The sequence below is a fragment of the Arthrobacter sp. GQ119 genome (assembly GCF_059759125.1).
In genome coordinates this window covers 102,668-122,628 of record NZ_JCAXEA010000011.1, presented here as the reverse complement: position 1 = coordinate 122,628, position 19,961 = coordinate 102,668, and the positions used below count along the sequence as shown (strand labels likewise).

General features: G+C 62.9%; 14 protein-coding genes and 1 pseudogene. 1 reads left to right on the top strand and 14 read right to left on the bottom strand.

The genetic code is table 11. The features are described 5' to 3' along the window. Positions 1-71 precede the first annotated feature (71 nt). From AC6CH3_RS12030 to AC6CH3_RS12000, 7 genes are all read right to left on the bottom strand, one after another. Positions 72-1,070, bottom strand: coding sequence for an ABC transporter permease (locus AC6CH3_RS12030; protein WP_498132643.1), 999 nt, complete (start codon positions 1,068-1,070; stop codon positions 72-74). After that, a complete protein-coding gene (locus tag AC6CH3_RS12025) occupies positions 1,067-1,954 on the bottom strand; it encodes an ATP-binding cassette domain-containing protein (RefSeq protein WP_494035172.1) in 888 nt (295 codons plus the stop codon). Before AC6CH3_RS12025 ends, AC6CH3_RS12030 begins: the two co-directional genes overlap by 4 nt. A 310-nt stretch (positions 1,955-2,264) precedes the next feature. Next, positions 2,265-3,272: a Gfo/Idh/MocA family oxidoreductase gene (locus AC6CH3_RS12020; RefSeq protein WP_498132642.1), complete on the bottom strand. Its 1,008-nt coding sequence runs from the start codon at positions 3,270-3,272 to the stop codon at positions 2,265-2,267. A 35-nt stretch (positions 3,273-3,307) separates the two neighbouring features. Beyond that, positions 3,308-4,765 (bottom strand): APC family permease, encoded by a 1,458-nt coding sequence (locus AC6CH3_RS12015; RefSeq protein WP_498132641.1) that lies wholly within the window; start codon positions 4,763-4,765, stop codon positions 3,308-3,310. 32 nt (positions 4,766-4,797) lie between these two features. Further along, a complete protein-coding gene (locus AC6CH3_RS12010) occupies positions 4,798-5,811 on the bottom strand; it encodes a D-2-hydroxyacid dehydrogenase (RefSeq protein ID WP_498132640.1) in 1,014 nt (337 codons plus the stop codon). A 65-nt stretch (positions 5,812-5,876) separates the two neighbouring features. Then, the gene (locus AC6CH3_RS12005) at positions 5,877-7,637 is read right to left on the bottom strand and encodes an IlvD/Edd family dehydratase (protein ID WP_498132639.1); all 1,761 of its coding nucleotides are present in this window, start codon (positions 7,635-7,637) and stop codon (positions 5,877-5,879) included. Positions 7,638-7,690: 53 nt separating this feature from the next. Continuing rightward, positions 7,691-8,461, bottom strand: coding sequence for an SDR family NAD(P)-dependent oxidoreductase (locus tag AC6CH3_RS12000; protein WP_498132638.1), 771 nt, complete (start codon positions 8,459-8,461; stop codon positions 7,691-7,693). A gap of 179 nt (positions 8,462-8,640) precedes the next feature. Here AC6CH3_RS12000 and AC6CH3_RS11995 point away from each other — a divergent pair, with 179 nt between their 5' ends. Then, the gene (locus AC6CH3_RS11995) at positions 8,641-9,825 is read left to right on the top strand and encodes a Gfo/Idh/MocA family protein (protein WP_498132637.1); all 1,185 of its coding nucleotides are present in this window, start codon (positions 8,641-8,643) and stop codon (positions 9,823-9,825) included. Positions 9,826-10,054: 229 nt separating this feature from the next. On the opposite strand, the pseudogene AC6CH3_RS11990 reads toward AC6CH3_RS11995, so the two are convergent. The 7 genes and pseudogenes from AC6CH3_RS11990 to AC6CH3_RS11960 all read right to left on the bottom strand — a co-directional run. Beyond that, positions 10,055-10,237, bottom strand: a pseudogene (locus AC6CH3_RS11990) (tryptophan synthase subunit beta); the annotation flags it as partial. Positions 10,238-10,357: 120 nt separating this feature from the next. Beyond that, positions 10,358-11,713, bottom strand: coding sequence for an aldehyde dehydrogenase family protein (locus AC6CH3_RS11985; RefSeq protein ID WP_498132636.1), 1,356 nt, complete (start codon positions 11,711-11,713; stop codon positions 10,358-10,360). A gap of 98 nt (positions 11,714-11,811) precedes the next feature. Next, positions 11,812-13,761 carry a 3D-(3,5/4)-trihydroxycyclohexane-1,2-dione acylhydrolase (decyclizing) gene (gene iolD, locus AC6CH3_RS11980; RefSeq protein ID WP_498132635.1) on the bottom strand — a complete coding sequence of 650 codons (1,950 nt, stop codon included), beginning with the start codon at positions 13,759-13,761 and terminating at the stop codon, positions 11,812-11,814. A 194-nt stretch (positions 13,762-13,955) separates the two neighbouring features. Beyond that, positions 13,956-15,089: a Gfo/Idh/MocA family protein gene (locus AC6CH3_RS11975; protein ID WP_498132634.1), complete on the bottom strand. Its 1,134-nt coding sequence runs from the start codon at positions 15,087-15,089 to the stop codon at positions 13,956-13,958. 84 nt (positions 15,090-15,173) lie between these two features. Then, entirely contained in the window at positions 15,174-16,934 is a 1,761-nt protein-coding gene (locus tag AC6CH3_RS11970) for a hydantoinase B/oxoprolinase family protein (protein ID WP_498132633.1), read from the bottom strand. A 2-nt stretch (positions 16,935-16,936) separates the two neighbouring features. Then, positions 16,937-19,027: a hydantoinase/oxoprolinase family protein gene (locus AC6CH3_RS11965; protein WP_498132632.1), complete on the bottom strand. Its 2,091-nt coding sequence runs from the start codon at positions 19,025-19,027 to the stop codon at positions 16,937-16,939. Positions 19,028-19,059: 32 nt separating this feature from the next. Next, positions 19,060-19,959, bottom strand: a complete 900-nt coding sequence (locus AC6CH3_RS11960) for a fumarylacetoacetate hydrolase family protein (protein ID WP_498132631.1) — start codon at positions 19,957-19,959, stop codon at positions 19,060-19,062. Between the last annotated feature and the right edge of the window lie 2 nt (positions 19,960-19,961).

Genomic DNA, 19,961 nt, shown 5'->3' with positions numbered 1-19,961 from the left:
TTGATGCTTGGGAGGTTGATTTGTTGATGATTGCGAGAGCCCTAGGTGCGGGCCATCTTGTGTCGCGGTGGTTAGTCCGACTTCCAGCGGTTCAGGAGCACGGCGAGGACCAGGATGACTCCCTGGACGCCCTGTTGGTAATACGAGGAGACGCCCAGCAGGTTCATGCCGTTCATCACGACGCCGAGCAGCAGCACGCCGATGACCGTGCCTCTGACAGTGCCTACGCCACCGAAGAGGCTCGTGCCGCCAATTACAACGGCGGCAATCACCTGGAGCTCGTAGCCGGTACCTGCAACTGGTGCGGCACCATCAAGACGGGCCGTGAGGACCAGGCCGCCCAGTGCTGCTGTCGCGCCTCCAATCAGGTAGACGGTGAACAGCACACGGGAGGTGGAGATGCCCACCTTTTTTGCGGATTCCTCATTGCCGCCCACTGCGTAAACGTGGGAGCCGAACTTGGTGCGGCTCAGCACGAACTCGCAGATAACGGCGGCGATCAGGAAGATGATGACCGGAACCGGGATCGGACCGACAAATCCGGATCCAAGCCATTCCGCGGGTCCGCTGAGTCCGGATACCACCTGCCCGTCGGTGATAACCAAGGCGGCCGTGCGTGCGATCGCCATCGTTGCCAACGTCGCCAGGAAAGGCAGGATGGCGCCCCACACCACCATTGCTGCGCTCAGGAAGCCGACGAGCAGGCCCACTGCAAGGCCCGCAAAGAGGGGTATCCAGAAGGCCCCGCCGCTTGCAGGTGCCATGATGGCGAACACCATGCCGGCCAGGCCGACGATGGACCCTACGGACAGATCGATGCCGGCCGTGATCATGACGAAGGTCATGCCCAACGCGATCAGCCCGATGATTGATGACTGCCGGACTACGTTGACGACGTTGTTCAGCGTCAGGAAGTTCGGTGCCGCAACCGCAAGGAAAATGATGATGAGGGCGAAGAGGATCAGGATCCCGTAGTCCCCGACGAAGCGCTTGACCTTGGTGGACAGGGCACCGTCCGCGAGGTCCGCGGGGCCCAGCTTCGTCTTCAGGCTTTCCATGGTGAGGCTCATGCGTCGCTCCCGTTAAAAGTTGTTCCACGTGCCGCCATGGCGTCCACAACGGGCAAGGAAGAGGTGCTGCCGATCTTGCGGCGCTCCTCGGGAATGCCGGTCCCGTTGTCGACATAGTTGTCCAGGGTGCCGTGGGAAATGAGGTGTGCGACCTCGGCTTCGCTGACGTCTCCTACATTGAAGCGCCCCACGACTTGTCCCTGACGCATAACGGCGAACCTGTCGGCAACAGCAAACGCCTCGTCCAGGCGGTGCGTGATGATGATGACGGCGATACCCAGGTCCTTGAGTCGCTGGGTCACCTCAATAAGCTTGTCCACTTTGGCCACCGACAGGTTTGCCGTGGGCTCGTCCATGATGATCAAGCGGGCATCAAAGGCCAATGCGCGGCCAATTGCGACGGCCTGCCGCTGGCCACCGGAGAGGCGCTTGACCTTGAGGCGGGGGTTGATGGGAATATCCAGCCGTTCAAGCACTCGGTTGGTCTCGGCTTCCATCTTCTTGCGGTCGATAATCCGCAGGAATGGACCAAGGATGTTCTTCTGTGGTTCCCGTCCCAGGAACACGTTGGTCCGGACGTCCAGGTTGTCTGCCAGCGCAAAGTCCTGGTACACCATCTCCACCCCCTGGTCGCGGGATGCTGAAGGCGTAGGGAATTCGGTCTTTTTCCCATCCAGCTCGATGGAGCCCCGATCGGGCTGGTAGACGCCCGTCAGTACTTTCATGAGCGTGGATTTGCCGGCGGCATTGTCTCCAAGGAGCGCGAAGGTCTCGCCGGGCATGACATCGATGCTGACTCCGCGTAATGCGGATACCGCCCCGAACGTCTTATGTATGTCTTTGAGGGCGACCAAGGGAGGGGTCGCTGGTGGTGCGTCGGTCATCTCATCCTCGTTAGATAGGGCCGTGCAAATGAACCGGTGAAAAACCCTGACGAAGGAGAGTCAAACTACGTTGTTTGATTCTGCAGGCTCGGGGGTGACTCCAAGGAGTTCCCATCAGCCCGTGACCTTCGCCACACTGTTTCACTTACTTGAACTTTGACGGATGGGGGAATAAGACATGTGTGCCAGTTTGGAACAGGCTCTTTGAGACGATTCAAAACGAGCGGCTTTTGCATAAAAAAGCCTGCTCCGGGCTTCTGACGTTGTTGCGAAAACGTCAGAAGCCCGGAGCAGGCGGCATTTTGAACAGCTAGCTGAGATCGACCGCTATCGCCTTACCGGTCCTGGCGGATTGCTCCGCCGCGTCGGCAAGAATCAGCGCAGCGCGTCCGTCCTCGAATCCAGGGCTTCTTGATGGAAGCCCACGGACTGCCCGGAGGAATTCGGCGACTTCCAGACGGTAGGCCTCCGCATAGCGTTCCAGGAAGAAGCTCTGGTAGGGGCTGATCCCCTCGACGGACCTGGCGCCCCAATGCCGGACCAGGCTGTCGTTCTTGTTGGCTACCTGGAGCAACCCCGTTGAACCGAAGGCTTCGATGCGCTGGTCATAGCCGTACGCGGAATGACGCGAGTTAAGGATCGTCACGAGTTCATCCCTGGAGCCCCGCAGGGTGACCACAGTCGAATCGAAGTCATCGGCCTGGCGGATGTTGTCGCTGAACACGTTCGCACCCCGGGATGACACCTCAACGATGTCAGGAATGAAGTAGCGGGCCATGTCCAGGTCATGGATAGTCATGTCCCGGAAGATGCCCCCTGACTGCGGAAGATAGGCCCCCGGCGGTTCCCCTGGGTCACGGCTGGTGATCACCAGTTGCTCCAGCACCCCGATTTCATCGGCCGCAACGCGACGTTTGAGCTCCACGAAGTGCCTGTCGAAGCGCTTGTTGAAGCCCAAGGCAATGGGGACGTCCGTGGCGGCTGCCTTGGCCCGGAGGGCGTCCACACGGGAAATCTCCAGGTCGATGGGTTTCTCGCACAGCACCGGAATGCCGGCGTCGATCGATTTTTCCATCAGGTCCACGTGGGTGGCGGTTGGGGAGGCCACAATGACGGCATCGACTTCCCCAGAGGCAAACACTTCCTCGGGGTCATCACTGACCCTGCCACCGAACTCGCCAGCCGTGCGCTTGGCGCCTTCGATAAAGGGGTCGCATACCCATGTCAGCGTTGCTTCTTCCAAGGTTGCCAGACTCATGGCGTGTACTTGACCGATCCTGCCGGTCCCGAACAGGCCAACTCTGATCTGTTGCGTCATTGCAGATCTCCAGATATTTAAATCGGGGGGAATTTTTAGTCGATCTTTTGCCGGCCTAAGCGGGCATAAACATCCGGGCGCTTTGAGCGCAGGAAGTAGGCATAAACAATTCCGCCAATGAACAACGCGAAAGTGAAGGTCATGAAAATGACCGTCATAACTGCGGAGCCGCCGATCAGCTCGGGGTAATTCGCGATGGCCAGGTAGGTAATCAGGCCGAGGAAGATCACGCTGACGATTGGCGCCACGATGGTCTTCCATACCGATTCCGGAGCGAAGCTGCGGCGGCGGAGGAAGTACACCAGTACAGCGAAGCTCGTGATGAACATCAGGAGCAGGACGGAGAAGGTGCCGCTTCCGCTGGCGATCGGGTACAGCGCCTCAGGGGCAACCCCCACCACGGTGAATACCACTGTGGCCACGGCCCACAGGACGCCGACGGCAAGTGCGGACACGTAAGGAGACTTGTGCCGGGGGTGCACCAGGCCAAGGGCCTTAGGAAGCGCTCCATCAGCCCCAAGCGAGAAGCTGTACCGGGCCGCGATGTTCTGGATCGAGAGCATCGACGCCAGGATCGATGTGACGAGCAGGACTACCCCGATATCTGCAAAGATCCTGCCGACCAGTGCAGTGGCGCCGTCGTTGAACAGGTTCACTGTGTTGGCCTCGGCCGCGGCCTGGACGTTATCCGCACCCAGGAACGCCGTGTAGGCCCAGGCCGCCACTGCATAGAACAGGCCGATACCGACCACGGCCAGGTAGGTGGCCCTGGGGATGGTCCGGTCGGGGTTCTTGACCTCGTCCCGGTAAATAACCGTGGCTTCGAAGCCGAAGAAGTTGCCAACGGCGAACAGCAGCGCGAGGCCCAGGCCGGCGTCGGTGATCCATGGCATGGAGAACCCTACGCCTTGTGCGACGTCACCCGAGGCGAATGCGGCAACATCGAAGACGATGACGACGGCGGACTCGAGCAGCATGACCACGGTCAACACTTTCGCGGAAAGGTCGATGCGGTTGTACGCCAACACGGTGGTGATGGCAATGATGCCGAGCCCGTACCAGTACCAGGGGACATCCGGACCGTTGAGGGTGTTCACCACAAAGCTTTGCAGCGTCAGTGCGAACAGGGACGGTGCGAAGAACCCGATGAAGACGTACCCCACCAGGGCCAGGAGCGCCCCTCCCAGGCCGGCTGGCTTTCCCAGGCCTGCTGTAACGAAGGAGTAGAAGCCTCCCGGGGCCTCGACGCTCCGGCTCATTCTGACGAAACCTACCGAGAAGATCAGCAGCATCAGGGTCACCAGAAGGTAGATGCCCGGAGCAGTGTGGCCGCTGAAAAGGAGCAGCACGGGCAGGGTGCCCGCGACGGTGGTCAGCGGGGAGGAGAAGGCGAGCACGTTCATCACGAGCTCGCCCACGCCCATGTTTCCGCTGAGCTTGCTGTCCTGGGTTTGGGTCGGCGTTATCGTCGTACCTTTTGTTGTGCTTGACATGTAATCCTCGTCACTGAAGTTGTAGTGCAGAATCACACTACCGACGCGGATTGTGGGAGCACTGTACCAGCCTGGGACACGATTTTTGGAGCAGCTGGACCCAGCTTTTTCAGGTCAACGACGTCGTTGAGCGGCTGGCCTGTCTTCCAGTTCAGCAGGTTCCGTGCAAAGCATTCCACCACCCGGCCACGCCATCCGATCAGGTCGCCGGAGGCATGGGGGGACACCAGGATGTTGTTGCGGCTCCACAGCGGGTTTTCCGCTGCCAATGGTTCATGTTCAAAGACATCCAGGGCTGCTGCACCCAAATGTCCTGCGTCGATGGCGTCGAGGAGATCCTGTTCCACCACTACAGCGCCGCGGCCAACATTGACCAACCGGGCGCCCTGCCGCATTTTGTCGAACCGCGCCGCGTTAAACAGGCCCCGGGTCTCCCCGGTCAGCGGAAGCGTCAAGACCACATCCTGGGCCTCCCCGAGGAGTACGTCGAGGTCGTCGAAGGACGCGATGGCCCCAAGCTGCGCGTCGTCCCGGGCAGTCCTGCCTACGACGGTCACCTCCATGCCTGCCGCGCGCAGCAGGAGGACCGTTTCCCGCCCCACCGGCCCCGGGCCAACTACCAGGACCTTTCGGTCCAGCAGCGGCTCTGTTTCGCGGTGCTGCCATGTTCGCGCCCGCTGAAGTTCTATGGTGCGGCGCAGGTCCTTGGTGAACATCAACAGCACGCCCAGCACCCACTCTGCAATGGGCCGCTCGCACACTCCCCGCGAGTTGCTGACCACGATGTCGCTGTTGATGATCTCATCGGTCATGAGGCTGTCGACGCCGATGCTGGAGGTGTGAATCCACCGCAGATCCCCGGGGCCTACTTCGCGCAGGAGCTTGGTGCGGAAATCGTTGAGGAACAGTATTTCAGTTCCGGGCTGGGCAGACCGGAACTCATCTGCCGTTCGAACGACGACGACCTCGGCCTCCTCATCCAAGCGCTCTAGAGGAGGAACCGGGCGGCCCTCCTGGACAATCACCATCACTGTTGGTCGTGACACGCCGTCTCCTTCCGGGCCGCTCCCGCAGGAACTGCCCTCAATCCTTTGTTCGTGATTGCGGCTGTTTACCAGCCGCCCTGCCAACCGCTCATCAGTCCATAGGGCAGCCGTTGCGGCTCCTCATCCGGCAAGCCCTTCAGGAAGTCAAAATCACAGCCCTCGTGCGCCTGGTTGACGTGGTCTATGAAGAGGCGCCCGTATCCGCGCCGGTACTTTGGCTCGGGGAGCTTGAGTCCGGCGAGCCGGGCTTCGATCTCCTCAGCGGGGAGGTCCAGGTCCAGGCGCTGGTTCTCCACGTCCAGCACGATCGGGTCTCCGTCGCGGACAATTGCAAGCGGTCCGCCCACGGCAGCCTCCGGCGAGACATGCAGCACGGTCGTACCGAACGCGGTTCCGCTCATCCGGGCATCGGAAATGCGCACGATGTCGCGCACTCCCCTGCGCAGCAGCTTCTGCGGGATGGGAAGCATGCCCCACTCCGGCATGCCGGGCGCTCCGACGGGACCGCTGTTGCGCAGCACGAGCACAGAGTCCTCTGTGATATCCAGGTCCGGGTCGTCGATCCTGCGTCCGAGGTCGTAGATGTCCTCGAAAACAATTGCGGAGCCTTTGTGCTGCAACAGGTCCTTGGACGCAGCGCTCCGCTTGATCACCGCGCCGTTCGGGGCCAGGGAGCCGCGGACGACGGCGATGCCTCCTGAGGCATCGAATGGCGCCTCCAGTGTACTTACGACGGCGCCGTCCGGCTCGGGCGCCGAACTAAAGCCTTTCTCGAGGGACTCGCCAGTGACGGTGATCGCGTCCTTGTTGAGCAGCGGTGCCAGGGCTTTAAGCACCGTGGGAATACCGCCTGCCTGGAACAATTGCTGTACAAGGTATTCCCCGGAGGGGCGGACGTTAACTATGCGCGGTGTCCGCTGCGAGATCTCGTGGAATCGGTCCAGCTGCAGTTCGTAACCCACCCTCCGGGCGAGCGCAAGGAGATGCACAACGGCATTGGTTGAGCCGCCCACGGCCATGAGCAGTGTGATGGCGTTGTCGAAGGCTTCTTTCGTCAGCACCTCGCTGGGTTTTGGACCCTGCGACAATGCCATTTCCACTGCCCTCCGGCCGGTCGCTTCGGCTGCTGCGCCGCGACGCGCGTCGACTGCAGGGATGGACGCGGTGCCGGGCAGGCACATGCCGAGTGCCTCAACAAGGGACGTCATGGTGGACGCTGTGCCCATCTCGCTGCAGTGTCCGGCAGAAGGCTTCGCGGCCGACTCAAGTTCGTCAAAGTCTGCCTCTGTGATTTTGCCTGCCCGCAGTTCGTCCGCGTACTTCCACGTATCCGTGCCAACCCCGAGCTGCTTCCCCCGGAAGTGCGCAGGCTCCTGCGGCCCACCGGTCAACATGATGGCCGGGATATCGGCACTGGCTGCGCCCATCAGCTGGGCGGGAACAGTCTTGTCACAGCCTCCCAGCAGCACGATTGCGTCCAGCGGGTAGGCGCGAATGGATTCCTCTACGTCCATGGCCATCAGGTTGCGGAACTGCATTGCGGAGGGCTTCATGAGGCTCTCGCCCAAAGAGATGGTAGGGAACTCAAGCGGCAGGCCGCCGGCCATAAGGACACCACGCTTCACCGCCTCAGCAAGCAGCTTGAAGTGGATATTGCAGTTGACCAACTCGGACCATGAATTCGCAATCCCGACAACGGGCCTGTCCTTAATGGCAAACCGTGAGAAGCCTTCGGCCTGAATGGCCGTGCGGTGCACGAACCCTGTGAGGTCGTGCGGCGCGAACCAGCGCGCGCTGCGAAGGTCGTTGTACTTCGACTCTGGCATATCTTTCAAAGCTCCTTGGCTTGTCTGAGTTTTGTGAGGTGTTGGCGAGGCAGCTACGCGGCGGAAGTGCCGCCGTCGAACGCCATGCTTGTTCCGGTCGCGAAGGTGCCCTCGACCGCAAGGAAGTAGATGGCAGCGGCAACTTCTTCCGGGTCCGCGAGGCGGCTCAGCGGCACAGTGCTTTCTTTCTGCTGCAGAGCCAGGATCGGGTCCGGTTCCGCATCCAACCCAGCCCGCAGCATGGGCGTGTCAATTGGGCCTGGGCAGACGGCGTTGACGCGGACATCGGGCGCCAGTTCCAGAGCCAGCGCCCTGGTGAGTCCCACCACGCCCGCCTTGGCCGCGCAATAGTGGGCCAATCCGGGAACCCCCATGCCAGCGAGGTCCGAAGCGACATTAACGATGGCCCCTCCCCCGGACTTCCGCATGTGGAGGCCGGCTTCCCGCGCGACGTAGAACGTGCCGGAGAGGTTGGTGTCCAGCACCTCATGCCAGCGGTGCTCATCCAAGTCCTGGAGCGGAACGTAGCTGGCAACCCCGGCAGCGTTCACGGCCACGTCGAGGCCACCGAGGGAATGGATCGCCCCGCGGACCCCGTTCCTGACTGATTCGGCGTCGGCGACGTCGGTTACTACCGCGTGCGCACCGCCGTCGATCTCTTCCGCAACGCGCCGGAGTTCCGCCGGCCGTCGGCCCAGCAGCGCCACCCGGGCACCACGCTGGGCGAATAGCTTGGCCGTCGCTTCCCCGACGCCGGACGTGGCGCCCGTGATGAGTACCCGGAGGGGTTCCGTTCGGGTCTTACGGTTGCGGTGGTCCATCATTGTCGACGGGCTCCTTTGCTGGCGTGGGCTGATGTTACGTACCACTCCATCAGCGCAAGGCTGCCGCCGGATGTCTCACATTGAGACACAGTGCGCACCCTCCGCGTTCTTAGGCTGATCGCAGGTGCCGCCACTGTCGGCACGCTACCGCCTGAGGGCGGCAAGACTAAGGAGTCCTCTTGGAACAGAAAAACCGCATTGGGGTTGGCCTTGTATCGGTGGGGTGGATGGGCCGCCTGCATTCCCGCGCCTACCTCGCCACCAGGCAGTTCTTTCCGGAACTGCCGCGCCACCCCGAGCTGGTGATCGCCGCAGATCCAGACGACGCCGGCCGTCAGCACGCCGAGGACGCGCTCGGTTATAAGGAGACGGCCACGGACTACCGCAAGGTCCTCGAAAACCCGGACGTGGATGTTGTATCCATCTGCTCCCCCAACTTCCTGCACCATGAGATAGCCTTGGCAACCATCGAAGCCGGCAAGCATTTCTGGATCGAGAAGCCGATGGGCCGCAGCGCGCAGGAGTCCCGCGAGATAGCCCAGGGAGCCGAGACCGCCGGACTCATCACGTCCGTGGGGTTCAACTATCGGCATGCTCCCGCTGTGGCTGAAGCCCGGCGTCTCATCCGATCAGGCTCGCTGGGCCGCATCACAAACGTACAGATCCGCCTCCTCACCGGATACGCCTCGGATCCCACCCAGGTTTTCACCTGGCGCTACGAGCAGGCCCGCGCAGGATCCGGCGTGCTGGGCGACGTCCTCAGCCATGGGTTCGACCTTGCCCAATTCCTGGTTGGCCGCATCACGTCACTGAATGCCGTCACCGAAACCTTCATCACGGACCGCCCGCTGCCCGCAGGCAACTCCTCCAATTCCTTCGACATGGGCCAGGCCTCCGACGTCACCCGCAGGGTGGAGAACGAGGACTACACCGCCATGCTCGCCCGCTTCGAGGGCGGCGCGATCGGCATGTTCGAATCCACGCGCGTCGCGATCGGCCCACACGCCGAATACATCATCGAGGTGTACGGGACGGAAGGGTCCCTGCGCTGGAACTTCGAACGGATGAACCAGCTGGAGCTCGCCACGGACCGCAGCGGCTACCGCACCATCATGACTCCCCCCACATTCGGGGAGTTTGGACGCTTCCAGCCTGGTCCGGGCCCTGGTATCGGCTTCAACGACCTCAAGACCATCGAGGCTGCACTGTTCCTGCGGTCGGTGGCCGAAGGCAGACAGCTCGGACCGTCCGCGGCCGACGGCTGGTCCGCATCCGAACTGGTGGATGCATCGCTGCGCAGCGCTGGCTCCGGCGGCTGGATTGAGATTCCGGAAGTTACGGGCCACACGACCTACCAGGCCTGAACACCTGGGTTCCCAGGCTGCTGAGCTCTCCTGGACAAGGAAAGGGAGGCCGGATCGTGACGATCCGGCCTCCCATTTTCTATGTTGTGGCTGCCTCAACGAAGCCCTTGTTCAGAAGGTTGAACCACTCCGCGGCGGTGGCCACATCCTTGTCTCCCCTGCCGGACAAGTTCACGATCACAACTTTGTCGCCCGCTTCGACGGCGGCGCCGCTCTCAGCCGCCAGCCGTTCGGCTTTCGCCTTTTGGAACGTGTCGTCAAGCTCGTCGAGGGCGGCGATCAGTGACTCGGGCATCCAGCGTCCGCCGTATGCTCCGAAGTAGGGTCCGGGGGCGTGACGCAGCGAGGCGCCATCCTCTACGCAATCATTGGCCTGGTCATCGCCAGAGCCGGCTGCTGGAACATGCGCCACTAGTCTTACCATCCTTCGTTCATTCTCGTGGATGATGCCCGGCACCAGTCACCCGCACGGCATGCGGATGCATGGTGCCGCAGGCCCATCCCCGCCCTCGGCCCGCAGCGCGGGTTTGCGCTACCTCGCGAAGCGGAACAGCTTCTTGTTGGCGAACTCCAGCATGCCGACCTTGCCAAGCTCCCGTCCGTAACCCGATTTCTTGACGCCACCGAACGGAACGTCCGCACCGCTGAGGTCGTAGGCACCGACGAACACCATCCCGACGTCGAGCTGGTTGCCGACTCGCTCGGCACGGTCCAGGTCGTCGCAGATCACCACCGATCCCAGGCCGTAGGGCGAGGAGTTGGCAAGCTTGATCGCTTCCTCGTCACTGCTGACCTTGTACAACTGTGCGACAGGTCCGAAGAGTTCCTCGCTGTAGACGTCCATGGACGGGGTGATGTTGGTGATCACCGTCGGGGTGTAGACATTTCCCTCGGGCTGGTTGTTGCCCACCAGGATTTCGGCGCCCTGCTCCAGGGCACCCTGCACTTGTGCGGTCAGGAACCTGGTGGCCGAATCCGACGAGAGCGGGCCGAAATCACCGTTCTCGTAGGACTGGCCGGCAATCGCAGTCTTGAACTTCTCCGAGAATTCGTCGAAGTACTTGTCCATCACCACGATCCTCTTGGAACCGTTGCAGGACTGGCCGGTGTTTCCCATACGGCCCATGACGGCCTTCCTAACCGCGAGGTCAACATCGTCCGTGTCGAGCACCAGGAACACGTCAGCCCCGCCAAGCTCAAGGACGCACTTCTTCAATGCCCGTCCGGCCTGCTCACCCACAATGGCGCCTACCTGCTCCGAGCCCGTGAGCGAGATGCCTTGGACGCGGTCATCGGCAATGATGTCCGAGATCTGCTGGTGGGTGGCGAACAGGTTGACGTAGGCCCCCTCGGGGAAGCCTGCATCGCGGAAAAGCTCCTCCAGAGCGAGCGCCGATTCAGGGCACTGGCTGGCATGGCGGACAATGACGGTGTTGCCCAGGATGATATTGGGGATCGCGAAACGGGCCACCTGGTAGTACGGGTAGTTCCACGGCATGATGCCCAGGATTACGCCAAGGCCCTGGTACCGGAAGAAGCTCCTCAGGCCATCAGCAACCTCCAGCTCCTCGTCCGCGAGCCATTCCTCTGCGTGCTCTGCGAAAGCAGCTGCAATGGAACCGGAAAACTCTGCTTCGCCTGCTGCCTGCTGAAGCGGTTTGCCCATCTCCCGGTTGATGATGGCGGCGAGCTTGTCCTTGCGTTCAACAAACAAGTCAGCCAGGCGCTGGGCCAGTGCTGCACGTTCGGCCACGGTGGTGGTGCGTGACCATTCCTGATAGGTCTTCTGGGCTGCGCTGAGTCCTGCTTCCACGTCTGTGTCGGTGGCAGCGGGGTATTCCGCGTGCGTGGTTCCCGTGGCCGGGTCAATAACGGCAAATGCGCTCATGAGAATGCTCCTTTGTCGGTTAATTCGAAAGGACGGGGTTTACCCGTAAAAAGCCGGGCGGGACCGCTGCAGGGCGCCGCGGTCCCGCCCGGTGCGCGTCAGCGCGTTTCAGGTGCGGTGGTGGCTGCATAGAAGCGCTGGCGGGCGCGGCCCTGCAGGTGCTTGGCAGTACCTTCCTGGTTGCCGGGCCGCTGGGAGGTCATGGGGACTCCAACATCCCAGAACGCGCCGTTGCCGCTCAGGTAGCGCCACGGTTCCACGCGGGCGACGATCACAGCGGGCCCGTCCGCTTCCCTGGCCTCGGTGAGCGCTGCCTCAAATTCCTCAATGGTGGTGGTGGACCAGGCGGCGCAACCCATGCTGGCAGCGTTGGCGGCGATGTCGATGTCGAGGATCGGTCCGTCAAGGCGGCCGGACTCCTTGCTGCGTGCCCGGTACTGCGTACCGAATTCGCTCCCCGGTCCGCCCTTTGCCACCTGAAGCGGCCAGATGCACTGGTGCCCGCGGTTGTCGATCACGATGGTGATGATCTTCTTGCGTTCCTGGACCGCGGTGACCAGCTCGGTGGGCTGCATGAAGTATGTGCCGTCACCGATCAGGACGTACACCTCGCCCGGGGCCTCCGCGCGTGCCAGGCGGTAACCCAGGCCGGCCGGGATTTCGTGGCCCATGCAGGAGTTGGCGTACTCGAAGTGGATTTCGGTGCCGTTGGACGCGTCCCAGGCCTTGTGGATGCCTTCAACCACGCCGCCGGAGCCCAGGATCAGTGCGTCCTCGCTGGTGGTGGTCCGGTTCAGTACGTCGATGACCTGCGCCTGGCTCATGTTCTCGCCGGGGAACGCCTGGAGGTCGTGTTTGCGCACCTCGAGTGTGGCTTTCCGCGCGTCCGCGATGTCGCTGCGGAAGTCCTCGGACGTCGAGTATCCAACTTCCGCGAGGCGTTCCCGCACGGCGGCCAGGTTCAGCTTGGCATCACCGATCACGGGGAACGAACCCATCTTGTGCGCATCGAACGAACCGACGTTGAGGTTCACGAACTTCACGTTCGGGTTCTGGAACAGCGAGTGTGAGGCGGTGATGAAGTCCTGGAGGCGGGAACCTACGGTAATCACAACATCCGCACCATCGGCGATCTCGTTGGCGCCCACGGTGCCGGTCACACCCAAGGCACCCAAGTTGAGTTCGCTGATGGGGCCGCTTCCCTTGCCCGCGTAGGTCTCGGACACCGGGATGCCGAACTCGGCGCTGAAGCGTGCCAGCTCTTCCTGAGCCTTGGAATAGCGGACGCCGCCACCTGCGATCAACACGGGACGTTTGGCATGACGGATGATCTCGGCTGCATCGCTGATCTCGTCCACCACGGCCGGACGACGGCGGATATGCCAGACGCGCGGGGTGAAGAAGGACTCCGGGAAATCGAACTCTGCGCCTTGGATATCCTGCGGCAGGCAGACCACCACGGCACCGGTTTCCACTGGATCCGTGAGGACGCGCATGGCCTCCGGAAGGGTGGACAGCAGCTGTGCAGGGTGGGTGATCCTGTCGAAATAGCGGCTGACCGGACGGAAGCAGTCGTTGGCGGACACATCGCGCTCAACCGGATGTTCGATCTGCTGCAGCACGGGGTCACCGAAACGGTTGTTGATGATGTCCGCGGGGAACAGCAGCACCGGAAGACGGTTCGTGGTGGCCGTCGCGGCACCGGAGACCATGTTGGTGGATCCGGGACCGGCGGAGGCCGTGCAGGCCAGGGTGGCAGCACGGTTTGAAGCCTTCGCGAAGCCGATGGCCGCGTGGACCATCGACTGTTCGTTCTTGCCCTGGTAGTGCGGGAAGTCCACACCATACTCGTCGATGCCCTGCGCCAGGCCGACGGAGTTGCCATGCCCGAAAATGCCGTACATGCCGGCAACCAGGCGCCTCCTCTCGCCGTCCAGTTCGCTGTACTGGACCTGAAGGTATTCAACGATTGCCTGTGCCACAGTGCGGCGGCGGACGGACTTGATGTCGACGTCGGTGCCGATATCAGCAGCGGCTGTGCTAGTCATGCGTTCTCCTAAATTCGTAGGTGCGTCGGCATTTGCAAACCGATTCGCCCGAACATCAGGTTGTCACCGTGGGGAAGGAAAGTTGTGTCCCAGTTTGATACGCACCCACACCCGCCCGGGGACAACAAAAACAGCAGTCGACGGCGGCACGTAAGTACCGCCGTCGACTGCTGTTTTGCTGTTTGGTCTTGCCCCTAGTCGAACCGGTAAGGCTCCTGCGGGCCGACCGAGGGAAGCGGCCGGGGCCGCTCGCAGGTGCTTTCGATCCGGACGTGACGGCCTTGCTCCGAGGATGCTTCGAAAGCCAGGAGGACTTCCAGCACGTGGTAGGCGAAGTCACCGCCGGTGCGCGGCTCCACCCCGTTGCGGATGGCGTAGCCGAACTCGGCCAGGCCGATGCCCCGGTAGGCGTCGTCGCGGTGGGTAATGGGTGTCTCCCGCCAATCACCGCCACCGGGAGGGGTCATGTCCAGCGCGAGGTCGCCCGGCTCACCGCGTCGCAGCACCGGCGCCCCGGAGAAGTGGTCCGGGTTTGGCGCTGACAGGGAACCTCCCGTGCCGTAGATCTCAAGATGCGGCAGGTTGTGGTTCCAGACGTCCCAGCTGACGATCACGGTGGCGGCAGCGCCGGACTCGAAGTCCAGGATGCCGGTGACATGCGTTGGCGTCTGGATCTGAATGACGTCGCCCTCTTTGCCAGGACGGGGACGGGTCTCCGATGAACGCGGCGCCGTTGCGGAAACGCGCTTGACCGGGCCGAAGAAGTTCACGAGGTTGGTGATGAGGTAAGGCCCGATGTCGAGCATCGGCCCGGCACCGGGGCTGTAGAAGGGGTCAACGTTCGGGTGCCAGTGCTCGTAGCCGCGGCATGCGAAGGACGCGAAAGCCGCCACCGGTTCGCCGATCCACCCGTCGTCAATGAGCTTCCGGCTGGTCTGCATGCCCGAACCGAGGAAGGTGGTGGGAGCCGAGCCCACCTTGACCCCTGCATCACGGGCGGCATCCAGGATTTTCTGGGCTTCCTCAAGGGAAGTGGCAAACGGCTTTTCAGAGAGGACATGCTTCCCGGCTGCGATGGCCTGGAGAGTCACCGGGGCGTGGAGCTTGGGCGGGGTGAGGTTGAGGACCAGCTCCACCTCGTCGTCGGCAAGCAGCTCCTCCGGCGAGAGGGCCTTGGGAACCGAATATTCTGCTGCCCGTGCTTTCACGGCCTCCGCGTTCACGTCGGCGAGCGCTACGACATCGACATCCGGGTGGACGCCGATTTTGTCCAAATACTGGTTGAGAACGTTTCCGACGCCGATGATGCCGACTCGAATGGGTTCCATGTGAATCTCCGTTATTAGTTGGTGAAAGATCCCGGGGCGAGGAAATATACCCCGCCCCGGAAACAGTTGCTATGGCTGGTGCCTCTAGCCGGCCCGGCGCTCTTCGCGGGTCTTGGCCGTGGCTTCTTCGTCGATGGCGCCATCAGTGATGACGACGCCATAATCGGTCGCCGCTGCTTCGAGGGTCACCCTGGACTCGCGGTAATCATCGAGCACGGCCAGCACGTCGCGTTCTAGCGGGTCGCCATATCCGCCACCGCCGGGGGTGATCGAAACCACCTTTTCGCCGGACTGCAGGTCGTAGCGGCCCACCACCGGGATTTCGCGTCGTTCGCCAGTCTTGACGTCTTCCACCCAGGCCGATGGCACAGCGCCATCGTGTCCGCCGCGGACGCCCTTGGGCGGGTTGAGCTTACCCTCGATGCCGTATGTGAGGGTGACGCTTTCCCCCCGGGGTTCCATGGTGACGCGGGTTGCGAGTCCGCCGCGCTGCCGGCCGGCACCGCCGGAGTCGGCTACCAAAGTGCGTTCGTGGATCAGGATCGGATAACGCTGCTCATCCACCTCCACGCTGTCGTGGTAGAGAAGGGCGCCGCAGACGGGACGCTGATACGTCGGCCAGCCGTCAACGTAGGGGGTGGCAGGGCCACCGACGCCGCCCACCAGGATCTGGTTGACGTAGGCGTTGCCGTTGCGTTCGTCGATGCCGGAAATGACGGACTTGGCGGGCGCTTGCCCGGCTGCTCCTTCAGCGGTGCCGTATCCATCGTCGATTTGGGAGAAGGCGGCCTGGACGATGTTGACCACCCGGTCGGCGAGGTTGGTGGTTCCGGACGAGCAGGAGTGGGGGTGCTTCGGGACGCCGACGGCGCAGCCGTCACGCAGCAGCACCTCCACCCGCCGGAAGGTTCCGGCGTTGCTCGGCAGGTTTTCCGGGATACCGGAGAGGATGCCTGCCAGTGCAGCACCGGTGGCCGTTGCCCTCGTGAGGTTCAGGCCGTTGGGCAGGTTATCCGGGTTGTCCCGTAGGTCGATGGTGATCTTTCCCTGCTTGGGCTTGACCTCGATGGTGGCCTGCAGGCGCACACCGTCTGGGCCGGTGCCGGGGAAGGGATCGTGGGCCGAGGCGCCGTGCAGGACATATTCGGGCAGCGTTTCGATGGCGCTGGCGGTGAGGCGCTCGGAGTAGTCGAACCAGGCATCCACGAAGTCCACCAGGTCGTCGACGCCGAACTTCTCGGCGAGTTCATGGATGCGGCGCTCGGCGATGCGCGATGCGCCCACCGATGCGAGGTAGTCGCCGTACCACTGGTCAGGAACGCGGATGCGGGAGCGGCACATGCGGATGATGTCGTCGATGTCCGTGTAATCGCGCTGGATCCTCACGCAGGGGAAGATCAGGGCGCCTTCCTCATAGACGTCCCGGGCGGTCGCGAAGAACGTAGTGGGCAGCGAGTTGCCGCAGTCGGCTTGGTGAGCCTTGGTCACGGCGGTGAAGAGGTGGCGTCCTTGGATGAAGATGGGCACCAGGATGACATGGTCGGCGGCGTGGGAGTTGCCCATGTAGGGGTCGTTGTGCAGGAACGCATCGCCTTCACGGATGTCATTATGCAGCTCGACCATGTCCTCGCCCAGCGGGCCGGCGCCGAAGACGTGAACCGGGACACCTTCCGCTGCTGCGAGCAGCTGGTTGTCCGCCGTCAGCACGGCGCAGGAGAAATCGCGGGCCGTGTTGATGACGGAGGAACGTGCCGAGCGCAGCAGGCCGCTGGTCATCTCGCGGACGATGCCGTCGAATGCATTGGCAAGCACCGAGAGCTTTACTGGATCGAATTCGCGCGTCACGGTTACGCCTCCTTACGGGTGAGGTAGATGTTGGATCGTTCGTCGAGCGTGGCATTCCATTCCGGTGGAACGACGATGGTGGTGGTGGGCTGGTCGATGACGGCGGGCCCCAGGATCTTGTCCCGCGGGGCCAGGGTGACACCGCGGTAGCGCTGGGTGCTGAACCTCTCGCCGCTGAAAACGATGTCATCGGTGCGGTGGATCTCGCTGGTGCGGGCCGCCCCGATCTCATCCTTAGTGTGCTCGGGCCGCGGGATTTCCACGCGGACGCCCCAGGTGATGATTTCGACCCGGCTGTCCGGATCGTGGGTGCCGTTGCGGCGGTCGTGCTCCTCGTGGAAGGCCCGCTCAATGATTCCTGCGGCGTCGCCGGCGGTATCGGGGGCGGCATCCAGGTAGACTCGCAGGTCCCACGCCTGGCCCGGGTACCGGGCGTCGACAAAGTAGGTGACGTTCGGGGCATCGCCTACACCATCGAACCGCTTCCCAAAGAGCTCTGCTTTGGCCGTCAAATCCTCCACCGCACGGGTGGCGGAACCGGAGTTGAAGCTGCGGGTGTCGTTGTGCAGCGGCGAGAGGAATTCGGTAGCGATCGGAGCGCGATGGGCGCCGTAAGCGGCCAGCACGCCAGCCGTCGCGGGGATCAGGACGGTGTCGGTCTCCAGCAGGACACCGATTGCGGCTGCGACCATGGCACCTGCGCCACCGCCGGCAACAATCAGCGCGCCTCGGGGATCAACGCCCTGTTCCAGTGAAGCCTGACGGATGGCCGTGGCCATGTGGTTGGCAGAAACGTCCAAAATGGCCTGTGCGGCCTGCAAGGTATCCATGTTCAGAGGACCGGCGATGCGAGTATCGATGGCTCGGACAGCGGCCTCGCGATCCAGCGTAAATCCGCCTTCGAAGCCATCGGCGTCAAGGTAGCCGAGCGCCACACAGGCGTCCGTGACGGTGGGTTCTTCGCCACCGCGTCCGTAGGCAGCGGGACCGGGGGTGCTGCGGGCACTTTGCGGACCCACGCGGAGCAGGCCACCGCCGTCGATCCATGCGATGCTGCCGCCACCGGCGCCGATGCTGGAGACAGCCACGGAGGAAAGACCGGTGAGGTGTCCTACGAAGGGCTCACCCAGCCAGGCTTCCCGGGTGTGGCGGACAACGCCCTCTTCGACGAGGGACACGTCAAAAGTGGTGCCGCCCATATCGCAGACCACGACGGTGTCCCTGTCCGGCGCGGCTGCCGCTCCAACCAGCGGTGCCATCGACGGACCCGAGTTCAGCAGCAGTACCGGTCGGTCCAGGACATCGACGACGTCGAGGACGGCACCTTCGGAGGTGACCACCAGCAGGTCACCGGCGAAACCGTACTTCTGGAGGTCAGCGCGCAGCTTACCCAGATGGTCAGCCATCAACGGCTTGAGGGAGGCGTCGATCGAGGCTGCCGAGGAGCGGCGGTATTCGCGGATAGTAGGGTTGGCCTCGTTGGACAGCGTGTACGGAACACCCGGCAGGATCTCGTGGATGAGTTCCGCGACGCGCTTCTCGTGGGCGTCGTTGATGATCGACCAGAGAAAGGAAACGGCCACCGCTTCGATTCCCTGTTCCTTGAAGGAACCCAGAACCTCACGCACTTGCTCTTCATCCAACGGCACCAGGACATCGCCTTCAGCGGAAATGCGTTCGGTGATCTCAAAGGTCAGGTGGCGGGGAATGTAGGGCGGCGGGTAGGCAGCTTTGGAGTCGAAGGCGTCCCGGCGGCCTCCCTCGCGGAGCAGCAGTGTGTCGGCGAAGCCGTCGGAGGTCAGCAGGGCGGTCTTGGCCACCTTGCCGGTCAGTACTGCGTTGGTGGCGTGCGTAGTGCCGTAGACGATGACGTCCGCGTTGCGCAGGACGTCATCCCCGCTCCAGCCAACCGATTCGGCGGCCCGGCGTACGGAGGCTTCAAAGCCGGTGAAGACGCGGTCATAGGTGGTCAGGGCCTTGCCGACGGCCATGTCACCGTTGTTGGAATCGACGACGACATCGGTGAACGTGCCACCGGTGTCCACGGCGATGCGGTACCTCGCTTCACGTGGGTGTGTCTGTACTTCACTCATGGGTCTTCTTACTTTCGTAGAGCTTGCAGGGGTTAGAGCTGGGGCTTGCCGACGCGGTTGCGGAGCAGCCCTACTTTGTCGATCTCGATTTCCACCGTGTCGCCCGGCTCAAGCCAGACGGGAGGGTTCCGCTTGGCGCCGATGCCTTGCGGGGTACCTGTGGCAATGACGTCTCCGGGCTCCAGAGTGAGGAAGCCCGACAGGTAGGAGACGATGCGGGCGATGGAGAAGATCTGGTAACGGGTGTTGGAGCGCTGCACTTCAATGCCGTTCACCCGCGTCACCAGGTCCAGTGTCTGCGGGTCTCCCACCTCATCCAGCGTCACCAATGCCGGACCCCAAGGAGTTGAACCGTCAACAGCCTTACCCGCAAGCCACTGGGTCCCGCGATATTGGAGATCACGTGCCGTAACATCGTTCAGCGGGGCCAGGCCTGCGACGTATTCGAGGGCTTCATCTTCCGTTACTTCGCTGGCACGGCGCCCCATCACTACGGCCACCTCACCTTCGAAGTCGAGGTTTTCGCTGACCCTGGCGCCGCCGATCTCCTCCTCGGGACCAACCATGGTGGAGTCGAATTTGGCGAAAACGTCCGGGTACTCGGGGAACGCACGGCCCGTTTCGGCAACGTGGTCCTTATAGTTCAGCCCGATGCAAAGCACCTTGGATGGGTTAGGCACGGGCATTGTCAGGCGGATCTCGGAGCGAGCACCCACGCGGGCTTCCGGGTCCTGGGCCGCGGCCTCGGCGGCTTCGTCTGAGATGGCATCGAGACGGTCGCCGTAGAGCTTCAGGAACTCCCGGACGGAGGATGTTGCCCCGTTGACTGCCCCGCTTGAGCCTTGCAGGAGCAGTTCCAGATCGTAGACCGAGTCTTCGATGAGGACACCTCCGCGGACGCCGGATTCGTGGTCATAGGAAACGAGCTTCATGG